At 46.3% G+C, this 17,715-nt stretch carries 17 protein-coding genes, 1 other RNA gene and 1 pseudogene; 13 read left to right on the forward strand and 6 right to left on the reverse strand.

Annotated features, from left to right (window positions below):
• Nucleotides 1–228 precede the first annotated feature (228 nt).
• Both FFM70_RS03950 and FFM70_RS03955 read right to left on the reverse strand, forming a co-directional pair.
• A complete protein-coding gene (locus FFM70_RS03950) occupies nt 229–1,374 on the reverse strand; it encodes a tyrosine-type recombinase/integrase (protein ID WP_137615550.1) in 1,146 nt (381 codons plus the stop codon).
• A 62-nt stretch (nt 1,375–1,436) separates the two neighbouring features.
• On the reverse strand, nt 1,437–1,865 hold the full coding sequence (locus tag FFM70_RS03955) for a helix-turn-helix domain-containing protein (protein ID WP_223877432.1): 429 nt from the start codon (nt 1,863–1,865) through the stop codon (nt 1,437–1,439).
• 173 nt (nt 1,866–2,038) lie between these two features.
• On the opposite strand from FFM70_RS03955, the gene FFM70_RS03960 reads away from it, so the two are divergent.
• From FFM70_RS03960 to FFM70_RS04000, 9 genes are all read left to right on the forward strand, one after another.
• Nucleotides 2,039–2,287 (forward strand): helix-turn-helix domain-containing protein, encoded by a 249-nt coding sequence (locus FFM70_RS03960; RefSeq protein ID WP_171002292.1) that lies wholly within the window; start codon nt 2,039–2,041, stop codon nt 2,285–2,287.
• A 61-nt stretch (nt 2,288–2,348) separates the two neighbouring features.
• Nucleotides 2,349–3,155, forward strand: a complete 807-nt coding sequence (locus tag FFM70_RS03965) for a hypothetical protein (protein ID WP_137615552.1) — start codon at nt 2,349–2,351, stop codon at nt 3,153–3,155.
• A 379-nt stretch (nt 3,156–3,534) separates the two neighbouring features.
• On the forward strand, nt 3,535–6,279 hold the full coding sequence (locus FFM70_RS03970) for a hypothetical protein (RefSeq protein ID WP_137615553.1): 2,745 nt from the start codon (nt 3,535–3,537) through the stop codon (nt 6,277–6,279).
• Between the two features lie 385 nt (nt 6,280–6,664).
• Nucleotides 6,665–7,186 carry a plasmid mobilization relaxosome protein MobC gene (gene mobC, locus FFM70_RS03975; RefSeq protein WP_137615554.1) on the forward strand — a complete coding sequence of 174 codons (522 nt, stop codon included), beginning with the start codon at nt 6,665–6,667 and terminating at the stop codon, nt 7,184–7,186.
• Nucleotides 7,167–8,366, forward strand: a complete 1,200-nt coding sequence (locus FFM70_RS03980) for a relaxase/mobilization nuclease domain-containing protein (protein WP_171002293.1) — start codon at nt 7,167–7,169, stop codon at nt 8,364–8,366. Before mobC ends, FFM70_RS03980 begins: the two co-directional genes overlap by 20 nt.
• Complete coding sequence (locus FFM70_RS03985) at nt 8,251–8,982, forward strand: hypothetical protein (protein WP_137615556.1); 732 nt, start codon at nt 8,251–8,253, stop codon at nt 8,980–8,982. The genes FFM70_RS03980 and FFM70_RS03985 overlap by 116 nt, the downstream gene beginning before the upstream one ends.
• Before the next feature lie 4 nt (nt 8,983–8,986).
• Entirely contained in the window at nt 8,987–9,817 is an 831-nt protein-coding gene (locus FFM70_RS03990; RefSeq protein ID WP_137615557.1) for a hypothetical protein, read from the forward strand.
• A gap of 84 nt (nt 9,818–9,901) precedes the next feature.
• Nucleotides 9,902–10,222: a hypothetical protein gene (locus FFM70_RS03995; RefSeq protein WP_137615558.1), complete on the forward strand. Its 321-nt coding sequence runs from the start codon at nt 9,902–9,904 to the stop codon at nt 10,220–10,222.
• 316 nt (nt 10,223–10,538) lie between these two features.
• Nucleotides 10,539–10,811, forward strand: coding sequence for a hypothetical protein (locus FFM70_RS04000; protein ID WP_137615559.1), 273 nt, complete (start codon nt 10,539–10,541; stop codon nt 10,809–10,811).
• Nucleotides 10,812–10,850: 39 nt separating this feature from the next.
• Here the strand turns inward: FFM70_RS04000 and FFM70_RS04005 are convergent, their stop codons facing one another.
• The 3 genes from FFM70_RS04005 to FFM70_RS04015 form a co-directional block, all read right to left on the reverse strand.
• The gene (locus tag FFM70_RS04005) at nt 10,851–11,138 is read right to left on the reverse strand and encodes a hypothetical protein (RefSeq protein ID WP_137615560.1); all 288 of its coding nucleotides are present in this window, start codon (nt 11,136–11,138) and stop codon (nt 10,851–10,853) included.
• Between the two features lie 186 nt (nt 11,139–11,324).
• Nucleotides 11,325–11,693: a transfer-messenger RNA gene (ssrA, locus tag FFM70_RS04010) on the reverse strand.
• 46 nt (nt 11,694–11,739) lie between these two features.
• The gene (locus tag FFM70_RS04015; RefSeq protein WP_137615561.1) at nt 11,740–12,666 is read right to left on the reverse strand and encodes a DMT family transporter; all 927 of its coding nucleotides are present in this window, start codon (nt 12,664–12,666) and stop codon (nt 11,740–11,742) included.
• A 163-nt stretch (nt 12,667–12,829) separates the two neighbouring features.
• On the opposite strand from FFM70_RS04015, the pseudogene FFM70_RS04020 reads away from it, so the two are divergent.
• Nucleotides 12,830–12,967: pseudogene (locus tag FFM70_RS04020) on the forward strand (DUF711 family protein); the annotation flags it as partial.
• Between the two features lie 42 nt (nt 12,968–13,009).
• On the opposite strand, the gene FFM70_RS04025 reads toward FFM70_RS04020, so the two are convergent.
• On the reverse strand, nt 13,010–13,642 hold the full coding sequence (locus tag FFM70_RS04025; protein WP_137615563.1) for a pentapeptide repeat-containing protein: 633 nt from the start codon (nt 13,640–13,642) through the stop codon (nt 13,010–13,012).
• 261 nt (nt 13,643–13,903) lie between these two features.
• Between FFM70_RS04025 and FFM70_RS04030 the strand changes: the two genes are divergently transcribed.
• The 3 genes from FFM70_RS04030 to FFM70_RS04040 all read left to right on the forward strand — a co-directional run bounded on the left by FFM70_RS04030 (nt 13,904) and on the right by FFM70_RS04040 (nt 17,556).
• Complete coding sequence (locus FFM70_RS04030) at nt 13,904–14,632, forward strand: response regulator transcription factor (RefSeq protein ID WP_137615564.1); 729 nt, start codon at nt 13,904–13,906, stop codon at nt 14,630–14,632.
• A complete protein-coding gene (locus FFM70_RS04035) occupies nt 14,629–16,146 on the forward strand; it encodes a sensor histidine kinase (RefSeq protein ID WP_137615565.1) in 1,518 nt (505 codons plus the stop codon). Before FFM70_RS04030 ends, FFM70_RS04035 begins: the two co-directional genes overlap by 4 nt.
• Before the next feature lie 228 nt (nt 16,147–16,374).
• Nucleotides 16,375–17,556 carry a class I SAM-dependent methyltransferase gene (locus FFM70_RS04040; protein WP_137615566.1) on the forward strand — a complete coding sequence of 394 codons (1,182 nt, stop codon included), beginning with the start codon at nt 16,375–16,377 and terminating at the stop codon, nt 17,554–17,556.
• Nucleotides 17,557–17,715: the final 159 nt, after the last annotated feature.

The raw sequence follows: 17,715 nt of genomic DNA on the forward strand, positions 1-17,715 counted from the left end.
TAGTTGGTGGCTTTATTATGTAGTGATTTTCGGGCATAACCAGATTTAGGCAAAATAAAAAGGCCACCCGTTAAGGCGACCTTGATGTAACAAGTGTTCTGGAGCTTATTACACCCGATTGAGACTTAATTATGGAGATGGCGAGCCTCTATAACCATGCCTTATAATACCTGTCGTATCAACGATTGATAGGCGGTGTATGTTAGAATGTTTCCTGAAATGTTTCCTTTAAGCTTTCTTCATGTAATTTTGCAGTTTCTCAATGCTCATTTTTGCGTCTGATAAGTTTAGACCAGAGTATACGCGTAACGTCATATCTGGTGACGCGTGCCCAGCTAAATGTTGGACGGCCGACACATCATTTCCTGCTCGCAGCATATTAGTAATAAACGAGTGCCGCAAGCCATGCAATGTGATCCTGGGCTGCAAGTCGTTGGCTTCACGGATTGCTTTAAACCACGTGTTAGGTCGGTTAATGTCAATGTGACGGCTCCAATCATTGGGGGCCGGGAAAAGCCAACGATTATCATAGCCTTTGCCAACACTTTCACCAATAATATGAATCCATTTCTTCAACTGCTGCACTAAATCGGGCATTAACGGTACTTGACGGGTACCAGCTCCGGTCTTGGTGCCTTTTTCGTACATTCCTTTTAGTCCGGAAGCGAGCGCGTGGTTGACTGACACGACGTTGTTGTCTAAGTCAATGTCTCCAACACGTAATGCGCAAAGCTCTTCACGTCGCATACCAGTATAAGTTGCAAACAAGAGTACCGTGTACTGTTCGGGGCTAGCCACAGCGTCAATACAAGCAAAGAACTTGCCAATTTGGTCTGCGTCCCAGTAGACTGGCACGCCCTTCTTTTGCTGGGCAGGCAATTTGACTGGGCGGCATGGATTCTTGGCGATTAGCGCCATATCCACCGCGTCTGTTAGAATCTTGTTCAGATAAATGAAACGGTCGCGGTATGCCTTAGCCGTGTCTTTGCTCCATTCCAGCACGTACTTCTGGATCTGGCTGGGCGTGATATCCGTTAGTTTCATATTGCCAAACGTTGGCAGCAACCAGTTTTTAAACACGCCGCGCGTCTTGTACGCGGTGCTACTCTCAACGGTGGTAACGTAGATGGGCCACCACTGATCATAGTAGTCTTGGAATGTGCTGACTACAGCGGCTTCTTCCTTTATTTCCTCTTTATCCTTGTAAGTGCCCTCAGCCACGGCCAGCTTTAAATGTGCTTCGAGCACTCGTGCTTCGTTGCGGTTGTCTTTATGACGGACGATTATCTTGCGGTGGCCGTCGATCATGCCACGGTTAACTTCAACCCGATAAGACGTTTTGCCTGATTTCAATGTAACCTTTTTAACAGTCATAAATAATCTCCTATTTCTATCATGCCAAGCGGGCAACGATTCCAATAGGATTTTTTGGTGACTTATTTTAAGTTATTGATTTGTTTTTCTGCGTCCACAATTATAGAAGCAATTTTTTCAAGCTTGTACTCGTCGGCACGACTTCCGGCTTGATATATACTCTTGCCTAAGCTTTCGTAGTTGTCCGACAATGCACGTTGTAGCGATGTGTATCTTGCCGCTTTTTCTGACAGTTGAGTCCACCAGTTGTCACTTATTGGGTCGTTAGTTTTTCCAAGAATATAGTCGACATCAACATGCCCTAAATCGGCGATACGGCGTATTCGTTCAGCGTTAGGCGCGTTTTTTGCATTTTCCCAATTACTAACGGTACCTCCACGTGCCCGATCATCTATTCTGGCGGCGAAATCACTCATACTTAATCCCAGCTTCAAACGAACTTCTTTTATACGTTCAGCAGTGATGCTTAAATCTTTAGTGATAGTGTTCACGCTCCTTTCAATGATGAGTATATCGCAAACGTTAAATAAAATAAAGAAAATTGACAGAAAATAGGCCGAAATGCTTCACAATCGGAAGAAATGGTGATAAACTAGCATCAAGTTAAAGAAATAACGTGTTTTTCGCCAAGAAGCACGCTAAGAAAATTAAGGAGATGGCTAAGATGACCACAACATTAGAGCAACAAGTAGAGGCGATCAACCGGCAACTTAATGCGCTTGATCGCCGATTAAAGGTAACACCTGAGTACTACAAACTTAGCGAGGTCGCTGTTGTGACAAGTGTTACATCACGCACGGTTTATACGTGGGTTACTAAAGGTGAACTACCCGAATACGTCATCGACGGTGTTAAGCGCGTCAAGCGCAGCGAACTCGATGACTTTATGGATCGTCACCGGGTAGTGATCTAAAAACAGACAACAAATCATCATGCCAAGCGGGCAATGATCCCAATAGAAAGAAGATTAAACAATGAACAAACCAACGAATGAACAAATGATCAGTGCCGTAACGACTTGGGCGGAGCTACGCCCGTTAGGTGAGCGACTTCTGACCGAACATCAATTAGCACAACTTAAGCACGGCAAGGTGTGCGACTATCAAGCGGCCTTGCTACAACGGGCCGAGCACAATCAACGTGTCGACCGGTCATTGCATCGTTACTTGCTGTTTTCGGCCGGGATCACCGCCAATCAGGCACAGAACGTGCTAGGTATTAACAAGTACCTTCGAACGAAGCTGATTAAGGCCGGTGTACTGGTTCCAACATCAAGCCGGGGTGGTCGGCACGGTAACGTTGAACTTATCACATGGCAGCACGTCGTAGATTGTGCTGAATCGTCCGAGTTCATAGTCATTAAGGCTAACTACGACGAGCGCCATAATCGTAACGTTGAACGTGCTGAACAGGTTAAGCGCGATGAGTTGACTGCCATTGAGCATAAGGTGGCCGCACAACAGGTCACAGTTAAGCTTGTTGCCCCTGGCAGCTTGTATCGCCGGGCATTAGACCATTATCTTGCTTGGCGCAATGATCTGAATCGCGACGGCCGACAGGTACTTGACTTCGCACCGACGGCCGACCGTGATCGGTGGGTTGATAACTACATTCGCCATCGGTTGACGAACTATGATCGACTTGTTAAGACCGTTCAACACAAAGATGACAGCCTGGTAGACGCGATCAGAGTGCGCGTGACCGCCGCAATCCGGAAAGTTTACCCGTTCTACCAGCGCGGGACGTACGTCAACAAGTATGTTGAACAGCTTGCGCTCTGATCGCGAGTCAGATATTTAGATGTGGAGAAAAAACGGCACGTAATAACTAGCGTTTAAAGTCCTAATTTTTTCAAAAAAGTTTTTAACTCACTGTTTGCACAGTGTCTTGCACTGGGTTAACAACTAAAGACTACAAACACTGCTATCACAACCTTTTCGGCGCGCGTTTGGCGCCGATTGCTGCTCCGTCTTTAGCACCGCGATTTTCATCGCGTGGTATGGGTTGCGACATACAGCCGCAAGGGATTAGGCGACGCTAGTAACACGTACCCACAAGGGTGCTTCACCCGTTGGCATGAGTTCCGAGCTACTGCCACAAGGGTTTGAACTCGTACCGAATAAATATTAACAATCCAAAAGTTAAAGGAGGTGTTCGACGATGCCATCGAACAAGAATCACAAAAACAAACAGAAATCGCCCGCTGAGGTGGCCGCCGAACATCGTGCCTATGTGGGGAAGACACTGCCCAACTATCGTCACTCACGGCGCCCGCTGTTCAAGTCCATTATTGAAGCACTCGATGCTTGTGGAACAATTCCGACGAATAATGATGGTAATAGTTATCTCGATCTGGCGTACAGCGCCGTTAAATTGATGGACGATCTCGGCGAGTCTAGCCGTCAATGGGCGGTCAGTCTTCATCACATGTATACGGTTTGCAACCCAAAGATTGAAGATCAGACTAATGTAGCATATTCGCCAGTTTATCAGCGTTATGCGTGCGAGTTGCCGACGGACGTATCTGGTGAACTTGACTATATGGACACGAGTAAAGATAAGTTAGTACGACATGGCGATAAGCTTGTTGGAGATAGTCGCTTTCGCGATGCGAGCAGTGCCGTGTTTGGTCACAGCTGGGATCATGACGGTTATGTAACCAAACATAACGACCATGGAACCCCACAGCGTGATGGCTGGTTTGGTTGGCTCTGCTCACTAATTGATGACATGCAAGCCAAAGCCATGGCTAGTCACCACCGTGGTCGCCGGTTTAGCGCATTTCTGATTGCCCATACCCGTGATGAACGCGACGTTAAACGTGACGCAATAGTCACAACTAAACCTTGGCATGCCCATGGTGTAATTAGATTTAGTAATCGCATATCGCGGTATCAAATGATGGAACGCATGGGCGTTAACTTTGAGGATTATACGGACACATTTAATTGGATCGCGAAGACCGCTGATCAGAAGTCAGCACGAACTGCTACCTTTATTGATAGCCTTAACGGCTTGATCAAAAACTATGAAGTTCCGAACGATTATACGGCGAAACTCCAGTACCTCGTTCATGAGTCGTTTGGCGCGATTAAAGACGACAAGGTTCCGTATAGCACCAACGAGGTTATCTCGTGGTTGCCAGACAATCCGGGTGAGACATACAGCGCAATTGCGGGCGTTTATGACAACCAAGCAGCTGCTACTGGTATCAACGCTGATGTGCTCCGCAATCTGCACAGCCCCTATAACACTGCCCATCATATTGGCGACCTAGTTGGCGTTAAGACCGATAATAAACCGTTTACCTATGCGATGGTACGCGATGTACGATCACTTGTAACTCACGCTCGTGCCAGTAATAAGCTGTCACGCCGTACCCTTGAAGCGTTGCCTGATGCGATCATGAGTCTGATTCGGACTGGTGCCATTACTGTCAATGATTGGCCGTCGCTGGTACATGCAGCGTTAGACGACGCTGACGCCGATAAGCTGCTTGGTGATAAGCGTATGACAGAACGTCTAAACGCATTGATAAACGGGGAAATTGAAGCAACAATCCATGATCCGAATTATAGTCGCAATATGACAACAATCATGATCACTGCATCGGTCGGAGGGATCGGTAAGACATATCTCGGCAACCTGCTTGCGCAGTATTACGACCATGGCCGCACGTCCTATGGTGCCAGTACTCATGACTCGGACAAGACTGTTGATCTATGGCAGGACTACCACAATGAGCTGAGCGCCGTAATTGATGAGCTGGAACCAAATAGTGTAGCGTGGCAAACGCTAAAGGACACACTTGACCCCCAGAAGGTGCCGCATGTCCCATCACGATATACCAACAAAACACCTTGGGGACTGCATCATATGTTCATCACGAATGTGTTTGGTGACGGTGTCGCGGAGTATGTTCGACGAGTGCTGCGCTACGCTCCTGGGGTTGCACATCTTGGATATTTAAAAGAAGAAGAATCAGAACATGGGAAAAAATCAGAGTGGCACTTAATCGAGAACGACACAGGCGCGGCACGGTCATATTTGGCACAACTGTCTCAATTATTACGCCGTTTGCCAGTTTGGATTGAGCTGACACCAACCGGTGACGGTAAAGGTACCAATATTAAGGTGTCCGTGCTGGCATATCAGCCGAGTGGGCGCAAACTTAATCGCTACGATTACGCCCGCACAGATGATAGCACGTTTCGGATCGATACGATATTGACGGACAAAACACCTGCCAAAGTTGCTAAACGCATTGCAAAAGAAACAGCCACGGTTATTGCTGAATTACAATCCAAAGCCAATAAAGTGTTTGCCCAAGATCCCATGGCATGGTTGCCGGATTGTGATGGCTGGATTGCCGATAATTGTGATTTTTCGGTGAAAATTAACCGTGTGTCTGGTGAGCCTCTGTTGACGAATGAACCAATCCATAATACTTCGACAAGCATCTCCACACCTGTTATGACTGCATGCACGTCCCTAGTTGACTGCTTCAATGGCGATTATGATGACCGTCAATTCTTAGCAGATGGTTTATTGAGGTTTGCTCGTCTCCATCGAAAAAACAAACTTTTTTGGAGCAGCGATAAGACTCTTACAGCACTCCGCGACGCGTTACATGACGCTAAAACTGATGCCGAGACACCCGGCATTGCCGAAAAGTTTTTAGATTCACCGGCAATTATTTATAAATATGTTGACACTTGGCTTTTCCGGCTAGGACCACGAGCTACTGACGCAGAGCGACTTACTCTGATTGCGATAAAAAATGGATTGAAGATACCTAAGCCTGAGCGGGTCGTTGAAACGGTTGCGCATGTTAATCCAGTTCTGCAAACCGAATCGGATCAAAAGGAAATAACCAATTTGTTTGACGATCAGGTCAACAAATAATGGCCTGTTTTTCCGTCCTCAGCAGCCAAAAACAACCACACATCGTGGTTGTTTTAACGGTGCTGGTGATGGGGGCTTTGCAACAACGTTATTAACGGAAACCCGTTAATAACGTTGCGTCGTAACGTTGAGTTACGACAAGGATTTAGCAACGTTTCCCAGCCTAAAGGCGAGGGAAGAACGTTGCGAGGAAGGTTAAGGAGGGGGCGCAGCCCTCTCCTTGCAAGGGCCCTGATGCGGAGCATCAGGAAGCACTTGCAACTGTTAACCATCGCTCCACAACCAAAGTTGCGGAAAGTGAGAATTGAGACGCGTAAGAGCGTCCCAATTAAACGTTAGCGATGACTAACAGCCGACGAGTATTAACGAGGAGGATCGCATAATAATGATGAAAACCAATAAGCGTAAGTCTTATCGGATCGAAGAACAATTAGGCGATGCCGTGGCGGTGCAGATGGTACGGGAAACGTACAATTTAAACAGCGATGCGGCAGTGTTTCGGCAGGCTTTGCGCGACGAGGTATTGTTGCTAACACTAGCAACAAACCCCGAAAAAATGACTGCAACCGCAGCCATTTCCCGTGCTAAATCCGGCGGGGTATCGGCAGTTGATCGGGTGCTGTTGGCTGCCAATGGCAACGCGCCCGACACGCTCCAGCGCACTAATGATCTGATGGCAGATTGCGATGATTCATTGATCGCAATGCTATCCGATCTGCATGGAATGGCGACCAATCTTAATCAGATTAGCCACCACATTAACGCGCTGCATGACGACTTGGACGAAGATACCCTCGTTGCGGCTTTGGCACTTGTCGAAGGTCTCCGTGACAGGTTTGTTGTGCCAATTAAAGGTGATATTACTCACGTTAAGGAGGTACTTAACGATGGCAACCCTACAATCTAATCGTATTAAGACCAGTTATGGCCGACTGACTTACCTATATGACACTCCCGCACATGACGGCAGTGATCAACGGGTACTTGCAACGACTGGGCAAAACGTCCGGCTGCTACACGATCCGGGTGGCGCAATTAGTGACACTCAGTCTGCCGCCTATCTGCAACGCCAATATGCCCGTGTTCAAGGTCGCGCCAAAAATAATCACAAAACATATCAAGCAGAGAGCGTCATTATTAGTTTTTCTGACACCGAGTTCCCACCAAGCGGCGATCTGCGGCAACAAGCACAACAAGCCATCAAGTTGACTAGTGACTACGCACGGGATCACTTTCCACCTAACACCCAGTGGGTTGCGGCAGCTCAACGTGATGGAGAAGGGCACAAGTTGCATGTTCATTTATTAGTTAACACGGTTCAAACCGATGGCAAGGTAGTACGCACGTGCAGGTTCCACATACCGACGCAGCGCCATGACCTTAACAATGTTCTTAAAGTTGAGATGCCCCAGATGGGTTTAACTTGGGACGATCCCCAATCAAAGCAACACAAAACCCGTGCCAACGTGCCAACTGATAATGTTACGTGGCAAGATGCTGTGAAGAACGCAATCAGTGACACGTTGAATGATCATACTGTTGTTGATATGGCAACATTTGAGTCAGCTCTCGCTGATCGTGGTGTTACGATCACCCAACGACGCGGCGGCTGGACTTACCATGATGCCGACGGCCACAAGTCACGCGATTTCTATCAGCGCATTAATAAGCAAACGGGTGAAATCAAGTCTACCCGTGGTCTTGGCCGGGCTTATATGGCTGATAATATTGCTGAATTAATCAAGACCCGATTGAACGAAGATAATAACAATATAACTGGTAAGGCGGTCAATGTTGATCACACCGGGCCTAATCAATTAAAGAAAGAAGCAGATCAACATGACACCATTACCAATGCAATCCGATCTGACCGAATCGACGCGGCAGTTAAACTCCGAGCCTCAATCGAAGCAACCAAGCTTCGCCGATCGCGCCAAGTCCAACAAACAATCAACGAACGAGAAACTGACGATGATCAACGACAAGCTCAACGCCGTTACAACGAGCAGCGAGCAAGCCGCGCAGTTCCACATCGTAACCGGCCAACTAGACGACCTAACCGAGAAGCAGGCGGCCCAGGACTCTGATGTCCTGCTGGCGATTAAGTCGGCATCTGAAACCGGTACGGCTAAAGGCTTTGCAGCTGGTCAAGCCGACGTCCGGCAAGAACTAGACGCATTGCAAGTCAAAACGAACAACTTGCACAGTGTATACACCCCAATGCAGCGTCAGTTACAAGCACAATCGGTCGACTTGTCCACGTTATCCAAGGATCTGAACAACAATACCCAAGCCCAGAAACAAGCAATTCAAGCTCAAAACCGTTTAACAGCAGCATTACAACAGGGCTTAGATATCCATGCCGAAGATCTGGCCCCCGATATTGTCCGTGCGATTCAGCATGAGACTGGCATGTCGCTAACCGAGAATATTCAACGAGCAGTTGGTCGGCAACTGTCAGAACTAGCTAGTACCGTAAACGCCGCTACGACGCAATTCAAATTGTCAAAACAAGCTGCACAAGCGTCACAAGCAGAAACACGTGCCACGGCCGACCTGATCCGACGTAACTTGTTAGCGTCACTGGCTGGCTTTGGAGGATCGTTGCTTGTTGCGATCGCACTGCCCGGCTGGTGGGGGCTATTCTCGTTATTGCCACTTGCCATTACTGCTGGTTATTTATTAATTGCTAAGGAGGGCTAAAATTATGAAGAAAGATTTATTAAGTATGGGTGACGCCGCCGACATGATGCAGAATGACGCGACATTACGTGATTGGGACTATAACAAGTCGGAAACGGCTAAAACGTATATTAAGGAACATATGCCGAAACTCCAAGCCGAAGCCAAGCACGGCCGCTATGTGATGCAGCAGCACAGCAACGCCATTAGTGATCTGTTGAACGGTGATGGTACAACTAACGTTGGTATCTTAGACGACTCCGGCCGCGGCGGTGTGCCGACTTGGATCGATGTCAACGCAGCTAACTGGACCGATTCCAACAAACGTGATTTAATGGAACGTTGTGCGATGGCCGAACAATCAGTACACCCGGGTGAAAAGATCACCGGTGAATCAGTACGACAACGTGCCCATGACGTCATCGCAAACGTGCTATTACGCGATCGAGCGAAACAGTATGCCGACGTTATGGACAATGCGGTAATGGTGCCGGATCTTAACCCTGAAACAGCACAAGGCTTAACAGCATTGTCTGAAAGCTTTAATACTACTGAACCTAAAGGCGGCTTAGAGATTGCTGGTGATGTTGCCGGTACTGGTTGGGAGCTGATGAAGTCCGTTGCACGAGCTGTTACCCGTGCAATTGCACAATATCGAAATCGGCAACTGATCCGCCGTGAAGTGACTGCCACAGCGGTCGCTGATCGAGCAATCCAACAAACACCTCGTGTTAAAGATCGTGCTGCTACTCTAACTGGCATGACTGTCGCTCAACTAACCGAAGGCTTGAAACGGTCTGCATTTAGTTCGTCTGCCCATACGTCTGATAGTCCCGATAGTGATCTTGACCGCTAGTCATAAAAGCCTGCAATATCAGCGTTCAAGAGCTGAAAACAGGTGTATAATTAAACAAGTAAATTAATCGGGAGGTACGAACACTTGAAAGCTGAAACGGTGGGGAAAATATTAGGTTGGGTCGTCGTCATTGGTGTCGTGATCTGGGCGATCCCGTATATTATTGCGTTTGGTGAATGGCTGCTTTGGATTGTTGGTTTCCTATTCCTTTGGAAAATCTTTTTTGGTGGCAATGCTGGCGCCAAAACTACTACACGCAAACGTAGTCACTTCACATCAACGGCGCGGGACAATATCCCAGAAGCTCACAATCAAGTGCCCCATGCTAGCGATCAAGTGTCGTCTGCTCGTGACCAAGTATCGCACCCGTTCCGTACTGATCGTGATCGGCGTCGTGGGCTTTAAAACTTTACAACAACATACCTCTGGCTACCAAGCCGGGGGCTTTTTATTGCTGTCCGTCAAGACTTGCGTAGCAACCGCATAGCGGCTTGGCCTTTACGGACTTAACGTAACAAATGCTTGAAATCAGCAAAGGGTTAGGGTCTGTCAACCCTTTGCCCGCGGCTATCGCGCACCGCGATTTATAAGGATTGGGGAGAAGCTCCCCAAACGGGTGTGGGTAGTCAACCCACGGTGTGAGGTCTTGTGCTTGTGATGCCCTTAGCTACGAGGAGCATCACGAGTGAAGAAGCTAGTGAGTGTAATCGGAGGTAATAAAATGGAATATTCTGAAATGAACGAACAACAAAAAGCATTAACCATCGCTGCCAAGTGGTTTACCGTGCTAGTAACACCGTACCTTAAAGATCTTGGCTTGGAAACCGATGTGAGTAACACCGATGATGACACACTAGCTATCATTTATTGCGCCGAGATCGGTGCGTTGGATAAACATAAGTTAAATGACATTTCCTTGACGTTTGCACGGGGGGCATTGCATTGTTATGTGGATCAATATATGCGGCTTCGTGAGGGTATATTAGATCACTAATAAAAAAAGAACCCCGGCCGAAGTCGGGGTTTATTTGTGCTAACCGATTATTAGATTGACGTATTGAGTAGCTACTGTAATGGCAACTATCACGCTACCATCTGACATGCTTTCATAACTATTCCAAACACGACTGTTACATGGTGTGTCATGCAGATAAAGCTTTATCCCAGCGATGTTGTAAGGTTCCAATTCATCTTTTTTAAATCTGATTTGCTTTGTTTGTTGCAATGATCTTAGTTGCTTAGGTGTTATTATGATTCCGGCTTGTGATTCTAGATCGTCGGTAACTTCTTCAACAATTTTTTTGAAATAGTTTTCATTCATTATTGTGCCTCCATGCCAAATTTTCTAGCATTGCCCGCTTGGCATGATAATATTTGCTTTAAATTAAAAATGTTTCCTAAATGTTTCCTTTAGTGTTCAAAACACTTCTTATCAATTCTTAAAATAAAAAAAGGAATGCCGTCATACCGGCATTCCTTCGCACCTGTTCTGGTAGGTGACTAACTGTTATGGAGATGGCGAGAGTCGAACTCGCGTCCAAGCATATTGCCCTTCGAATATCTACGATCATAGGCATACTATTTGAAATTCGCCGTTACAAACGCCGCATGTCAGGGCACCCAGTAACAGCTAACCCGATTAGTCTCTTCTCGTTGCTTCAGGTGTGAGCATTGAGCGTAAGTCCACTGAATTTAGGACCCAGATCTGAGACATGGACGATCTCAGGAGGATCTACGGTTAGCGCTGTTTAGGCAGCTAAAGCGTAAGAATTGTTATTATTTTTTGCAGTTATAAATAAACTGAGTGGTTTTACGTGGCACAACCACGAATCGCAATCCGAACTCAAACTATACCTGTCGAATCCAGAACATCCCCAAATTCGATACAACCATAGTTTAGCATAGTGATGGTCGGCTGCCAACTATTCTGTTTGTCGATGTAAGTGGGCCATCATTTTGCGGACATTCAGTGACAGTGCCATCACGGCGAGAATAATCAAGAGGCCACCAACCAAGTCGAAACCGGTCAATTGGACATTTAAAAAAGTGACTGAAAAAATGGTGGCTGCCAACGGTTCGAACGCATCTAGCAAACTGGCAGTTGTTGGCAGAATATCACTCAAACTGCGTGCAAACATGAAGAAGGGCGCAACTGTCCCTAGCAACACGATCACGACAATCAAACCGATTTCCATTAGGGTTAATTTTAAACTAACGGTCCAAAGTGGTTTCAAGACTAATAAGCTGAGGCCGGCAATCAACAGTCCCCAACCCGTGATGGTCAAAGCCCCATACTTCGGTAACAAGGGGCGTGGAATCAGTGTATTCGTTGCGACACCGATGGCTGAAAGTCCACCCCAGAACAGAACAACTGGCGAAATTGCCAGACTCGTCAAATGGCCGTGCGTCACGATTAAGAGGGTGCCAATAAATGCCATCACCATGCCAATGGCTTCCGCGCGCCGCGGTTTGACGTGCTTGAATAGAAGATAATAAATGCTAATGATAAATGGTCCTAAAAATTGAATAATAGTGGCGATCGGTGCGTTACCGACTTTGACCGCTTCAAAGTAGCAGAGCTGTACTGGAATCAAGCCTAATAAGCCATAGCAGATCACTTGAAGCGTATCGTGGTGTTGCTGCCAAATCGTGACTGGCTTGGTGCCAGCCAGCTGTGCCCAGACAAGCATGATAATGCCAGCACTGATCATCCGAACCTGGGTTAACCAGAGTGGCGTAATATGTGGATTGTTGATGAATAGCGTACTGGCGGCGACCCCAGAGATGCCCCACAAAATGCAGGCGACACTTGCCAGCAAGACACCACGCAAATGATGTTGACGGGTCATCGGACGACACCCTTTCCGTTAGCTTTAAGTTTTAATGTCATCTTAGTGCACCCCTATTCTGAAAATTAACCAGCGTTTTTCATTATAACAAAGCACGGTTGTTATCGGCGCGTTGTCGGCGATTCTTCACGTAATTATCATGAAGTTATTATTTTCAAATGGCGTTAGTTTTCAGTATCCAGAAGTCATGACGGCGGTATGTTCGGTTGGCTTAGACATGATTGGCGTGCCCGGTGACACAACGGCTTTTATTGAACGTGGTGGTCATATTCCAGTGCCGATTCATTCCTTTAAAAATTAAGCAAACAGCGTCTGGAAGCTCATTGCCAGACGCTGCTTTTAGTTAATCGATGCGTAATTCGAGAAATTGGTTTGCGAAGTACAAGGCTTGCTCAGCGTTAACGTGACAGCCACGGATGTCGAATGGTTGGACGCGCAAAGCTTTAAATTGACAACGTCGCAAGTCGAGTTTGGTTAACGAGGTATTGGTAAAGTCGGCGTTGTTCAAGTCGCAGTCCGTTAACCGAGTTTGTTTCAGACTAGTTTCCATACAATTGATTTCAGTCAATTTTGTTTCGGTATAGGTGACCGAGGTTAGTTTCATTTCATTGAGATTGGCAAGGTTTAAATTACAACCGTCAAAGCTGACTTCTTTGAAGAAGCTCTGGTCAAAAGTGGTGCCGACAAGCTTACAGTTGATTAACTGCACCCGATACCAGCTTGATTTTTCAAATTGACAGTTGGAGAGGTCGCAGTCTTTAAAAATGACGTCGGTTAGTTCTGCCCGAAAAAAGTTGTTGTTCGTAAAAGTCGTTTTACTAAATTGGCACTGTTCAATAATCGGATGCTCACGGTCTTGACCAGTAATGACTTGGGCGTCAATTTCAGCGTTGTTTAAGAGGTGGTCCTCATCGTCATAAATGGTCATGAAATCGGTTGGCACTAGACTCGTTGCGTTGATTTTGGGTGCTAGCATTGGTGGCTCACTCCTTTTTTACTACTATAATAATATAGCAGTAATCGGACTCATGTTTAAGCGGCAATTATTGTTGAGCTTGTAGCACCACATTTCTTTCACAATTGAGCCATGTTTTGTTACAAATTTGTTGATATACTGGGACTGATAATTAACCCAAAGTGGGGTATGATTAAATCTAGGACCGGTGTTTGGTTAGTGGCCGAACCCGGTAGAAAGCTATCGTGACATGTAAACCGATAAACTTGGAGGACGATGTAGATGAAATTATTAATGATTGAAGACAATAAATCTGTCTCAGAAATGATGGCGATGTTTTTTAAAAAAGAACAATGGGACGCGCACTTTGCCTATGATGGCAATGAGGCAGTCGACATGTTTAAAGCAGATGCTGATAGCTGGGACATGATCACGCTTGATTTGAATTTACCCGGTAAAGACGGTATGGCGGTTAGTGCAGAAATTCGCAAAGTCTCACCAACTGTACCAATTATTATGTTGACGGCTCGTGATTCTGAAAGTGACCAAGTCTTAGGGCTCGAAATGGGCGCGGATGATTACGTCACCAAACCATTTTCGCCAATTACGTTGATTGCACGTATTAAAGCGTTACATCGGCGTGCTGATCTGGGTAAAGCCACGCTAACTGAAACTGCTGATGATGCCGTCAGCGATTTCGATGTCCAGACTGATCACTTCAAGCTCAATACGAAGACGCGGGAAGCTTATTTGGCTGGCAAACAGATTGCTGATTTGACGCCAAAGGAATTTGATTTGTTGAAGACGCTCGCTCAGAAGCCACGCCAAGTCTTTTCCCGTGAACAACTCTTGCAGTTGGTTTGGGATTACGAATATTATGGTGATGAACGAACTGTGGATGCGCATATCAAAAAGTTGCGTCAAAAAATTGAAAAGGCGGGTCCTCAAATTATTCAAACGGTCTGGGGGGTTGGCTACAAGTTCGATGATAGTGGCCTTGATGCGCAATGAAACTGATCTATCAACAAATGCTGGCATTTTTTGCCGTGATCATTACGGTAATCGTGGTCTTGGGTTTTGCGTTTATTCGCACGACCAAAACGATGATTTATCAAAATTCTTGGCAACAACTGCAACAGTACGCGACGAGTATTGAAAAAGAAGCCATTCGTTACAATACGCGGACGAAAAAAGTCGTTGGATTTAACCAACAATTCCTGAATGATGGTACGGCTATTTTACGTGATCAAAACATTCATTTTTCGGTCTATGATGCTACTAAAAAGGTCGTTTATCCGACGACGATGGGGTTAAATAGCATGCCGAGTGGGTCGTTTTACGCGCCTAGTATTTCAGGTGCTGATTGGCGCAAACTTAAGCAAAACAAGACGATTACGAAGTCGCCACATGTTTCGTTTAAGTCGCGCAATCATGACCGGCCAGTGAATACGCCGGCATTACGGACAATCGACGTGCTAGTCCCACTATTTTATAAGAATGGGACGACGAAAAAGTTTGTCGGTGCGATTTCAATCGGTTCATTTGAACAGACACTGCAGGCGAATGAGCAGCAAATTGAAAATAATCTCTTTATTGCGTTGCTGGTTTCCGGGATTGCCGCATTGCTGCTAAGTTATATTTTGGCGCGTTACTCGGTGCGCCGCATCAATCGGTTGCGGTATGCGACCCATTCAGTTGCCAGCGGTGATTTTGACATTCATGTTGACAGTAATCATAAAGATGAAATTGATGATTTGGCAGATGATTTCAACGGCATGGTCAGTTCGTTACGTGCGTCTAATGAAGAAATCAAACGGCAAGAAAAACGACGCCGGGAATTTATGGCGGATGCCGCACACGAAATGCGGACACCGTTAACAACGATCAATGGCATTTTGGAAGGGCTGGCCTACGATGCTATTCCAGAAGAGGATAAAGCCCATTCAATCGTTTTGATGCAAAACGAGACGAAACGGTTGATTCGCTTAGTGAATGAAAACTTGGATTATGAAAAGATTCGGACCGGCCAGATCGCGTTGAATAAGACCAATTTTGACGGTGCTGAAGTTTTACACAACTTAGTTGAACAACTCACAAAGAAAGCGGCCGCCGCTGAGGATCAATTCAGCTTGACGGTGCCAGAAACGTTACCAGTTTGGGCGGACTATGATCGTTTTGTACAAGTGTTGTTTAACATTATGCAAAATGCCATCCAATTCTCACAAAAGGGCACGATTGTGGTGACTGCCAGTCGCAGCGATCATGCGGCAGTGATTGCGGTACAAGATCACGGCATCGGCATGACCCCAGAACAAGTTAAAAATATTTGGGAACGGTATTACAAAGCCGATCCATCACGGAAAAACACGAAATATGGTGAATCCGGGTTGGGGTTAGCCATCTCACATCAATTGGTCCAACAACATGGTGGGACGATTGAAGTTGAGAGTGAACCGGACCAAGGCACGCGCTTTACGGTCACTTTCCCGGATGAGGGCTTTGATAAGCCAATCATTGAGGATTAAAGCGTTAGTGATTGAAAGTGGTTTGCGCATTTGGCGTTTAAACCACTTTTCTATCGGCTTAATTGGTCTGGTCAGTAAACAACTAGTCGCACTCATGACGGGAGTATGTTACTCTTAACAGGGCTGTGAACAGCGATTTACCGCTACTTTAGATAAGTAAGTAGAAGTTGAGCCGTCACAAATATGGCGGTCAGCTTCGTCAGAATTGAACGAATAGGAGCAACAATTATGCAAAAGGTACAAATTACAGGGAATTCGCAACGTAAAGTTAAAGATGGTTATCCACTATTAGTTGAAGATGATCTTAAAGATCCAAGTATGAAATTGACGGATGGGTCATTCGTGACTTTAATGGCGAGCTCCCAATTTATGGGTTATGCGTTGATCGCCAAGCATCGTCGCCAGCTTGGTTGGGTCTTGAGCGTCGATGAAACGCAAACACCAACGACGGATTATTTCCGTAAGTTATTCAAGACAGCTTTGGTTCGTCGGCAAACAACGTTGTCGGCTGACTTGCCACAACGGGTCTTCAATGCGGCTGGTGATGGTTTGGGTGGCGTGACGATTGATCGTTACGGTGACTACTATGTCTTCACTTGGTACGCAGAAGGCGTTTACCAACAACGTGAAATGATCTACGCGGCGTTTGAAACGGCCACTGATCATCAATTTAAAGGCATTTATGCGAAGTTACGGTTCAACGTGGGTGAAGCCAACTTGAAGAGTCAATTAGTTACTGGGACGGCTGCCCCTGAACCACTCTTGGTCACTGAAGGCGAGGTTACTTATCCGGTCCATCTGGCGGATGACTTAACGACTGGCTTATTGCTCGACATGCGGCCAATTCGTGAGTGGTTGGCTAGTGCTGAACTGCAAGGTAAAACGGTGCTGAACTTGTTTAGCCAAGAAAATGGGGTCACCGCTGCGGCTGCCGTTGCCGGTGCGGCGAAGACGATTTCCATTGAAACGAGTAAGAAAGGGGCTTCAGCGACTGCTGAACAATTAGCGATGAATAACATCGACCCCGATAAGCACGAGATTCGAACGATCGAAGTGCCAAATTATTTGGATTACACCGCCAAGCATCATTTGAGCTATGATGTTGTCGTGGTCACGGCGCCAACGTTTGCTCGAGTCAAGAAACAAAAGTTCCAAGTAGCGACTGATTTAACTGACTTGTTGGCACAGGCTTTGCCAACCGTTCGACGTGAAGGCCAATTAGTCGTTGCCACAACGGCTAACAACTTCTCAATGAAACGGTTCAGTGAAGCTGTTGATGATGCCTTTATCGGCAGTGACCGGACTTACACTGTGACGGAAACGCTGCGGTTACCAGCCGATTTTGTGACGCGGAAAGCTTACTTAGCCAGCAACTATTTAAAAGTTTTGGTCTTAACACTAGATAAATAGGCCAAAATAACTGCTTAAATAAAAAAAATTTAAACCGTATTTTGGAGGCCGTTTTCATTACTTGAAAACGGTCTCTATTGATAAAGAAAACGAATTCATGAAAATATAAAAATAATTATATTTAAGCCTGTAACGCTATTTAACACTGGTAAAACGGTT

The sequence above is a fragment of the Lactiplantibacillus nangangensis genome, assembly GCF_005405065.1.
Classification (GTDB): Bacteria; Bacillota; Bacilli; order Lactobacillales; family Lactobacillaceae; genus Lactiplantibacillus; species Lactiplantibacillus nangangensis.

What these genes read in the sequence shown, in the direction of transcription:
- FFM70_RS03950 (WP_137615550.1), bottom strand. Translation starts at nt 1,374, where the DNA reads ATGACTGTTAAAAAGGTTACATTGAAATCAGGCAAAACGTCTTATCGG.
- FFM70_RS03960 (WP_171002292.1), top strand. Translation starts at nt 2,039, where the DNA reads ATGACCACAACATTAGAGCAACAAGTAGAGGCGATCAACCGGCAACTT.
- FFM70_RS03965 (WP_137615552.1), top strand. Translation starts at nt 2,349, where the DNA reads ATGAACAAACCAACGAATGAACAAATGATCAGTGCCGTAACGACTTGG.
- FFM70_RS03970 (WP_137615553.1), top strand. Translation starts at nt 3,535, where the DNA reads ATGCCATCGAACAAGAATCACAAAAACAAACAGAAATCGCCCGCTGAG.
- mobC (WP_137615554.1), top strand. Translation starts at nt 6,665, where the DNA reads ATGATGAAAACCAATAAGCGTAAGTCTTATCGGATCGAAGAACAATTA.
- FFM70_RS03980 (WP_171002293.1), top strand. Translation starts at nt 7,167, where the DNA reads ATGGCAACCCTACAATCTAATCGTATTAAGACCAGTTATGGCCGACTG.
- FFM70_RS03985 (WP_137615556.1), top strand. Translation starts at nt 8,251, where the DNA reads ATGATCAACGACAAGCTCAACGCCGTTACAACGAGCAGCGAGCAAGCC.
- FFM70_RS03990 (WP_137615557.1), top strand. Translation starts at nt 8,987, where the DNA reads ATGAAGAAAGATTTATTAAGTATGGGTGACGCCGCCGACATGATGCAG.
- FFM70_RS04000 (WP_137615559.1), top strand. Translation starts at nt 10,539, where the DNA reads ATGGAATATTCTGAAATGAACGAACAACAAAAAGCATTAACCATCGCT.
- FFM70_RS04005 (WP_137615560.1), bottom strand. Translation starts at nt 11,138, where the DNA reads ATGAATGAAAACTATTTCAAAAAAATTGTTGAAGAAGTTACCGACGAT.
- FFM70_RS04015 (WP_137615561.1), bottom strand. Translation starts at nt 12,666, where the DNA reads ATGACCCGTCAACATCATTTGCGTGGTGTCTTGCTGGCAAGTGTCGCC.
- FFM70_RS04025 (WP_137615563.1), bottom strand. Translation starts at nt 13,642, where the DNA reads ATGCTAGCACCCAAAATCAACGCAACGAGTCTAGTGCCAACCGATTTC.
- FFM70_RS04030 (WP_137615564.1), top strand. Translation starts at nt 13,904, where the DNA reads ATGAAATTATTAATGATTGAAGACAATAAATCTGTCTCAGAAATGATG.
- FFM70_RS04035 (WP_137615565.1), top strand. Translation starts at nt 14,629, where the DNA reads ATGAAACTGATCTATCAACAAATGCTGGCATTTTTTGCCGTGATCATT.
- FFM70_RS04040 (WP_137615566.1), top strand. Translation starts at nt 16,375, where the DNA reads ATGCAAAAGGTACAAATTACAGGGAATTCGCAACGTAAAGTTAAAGAT.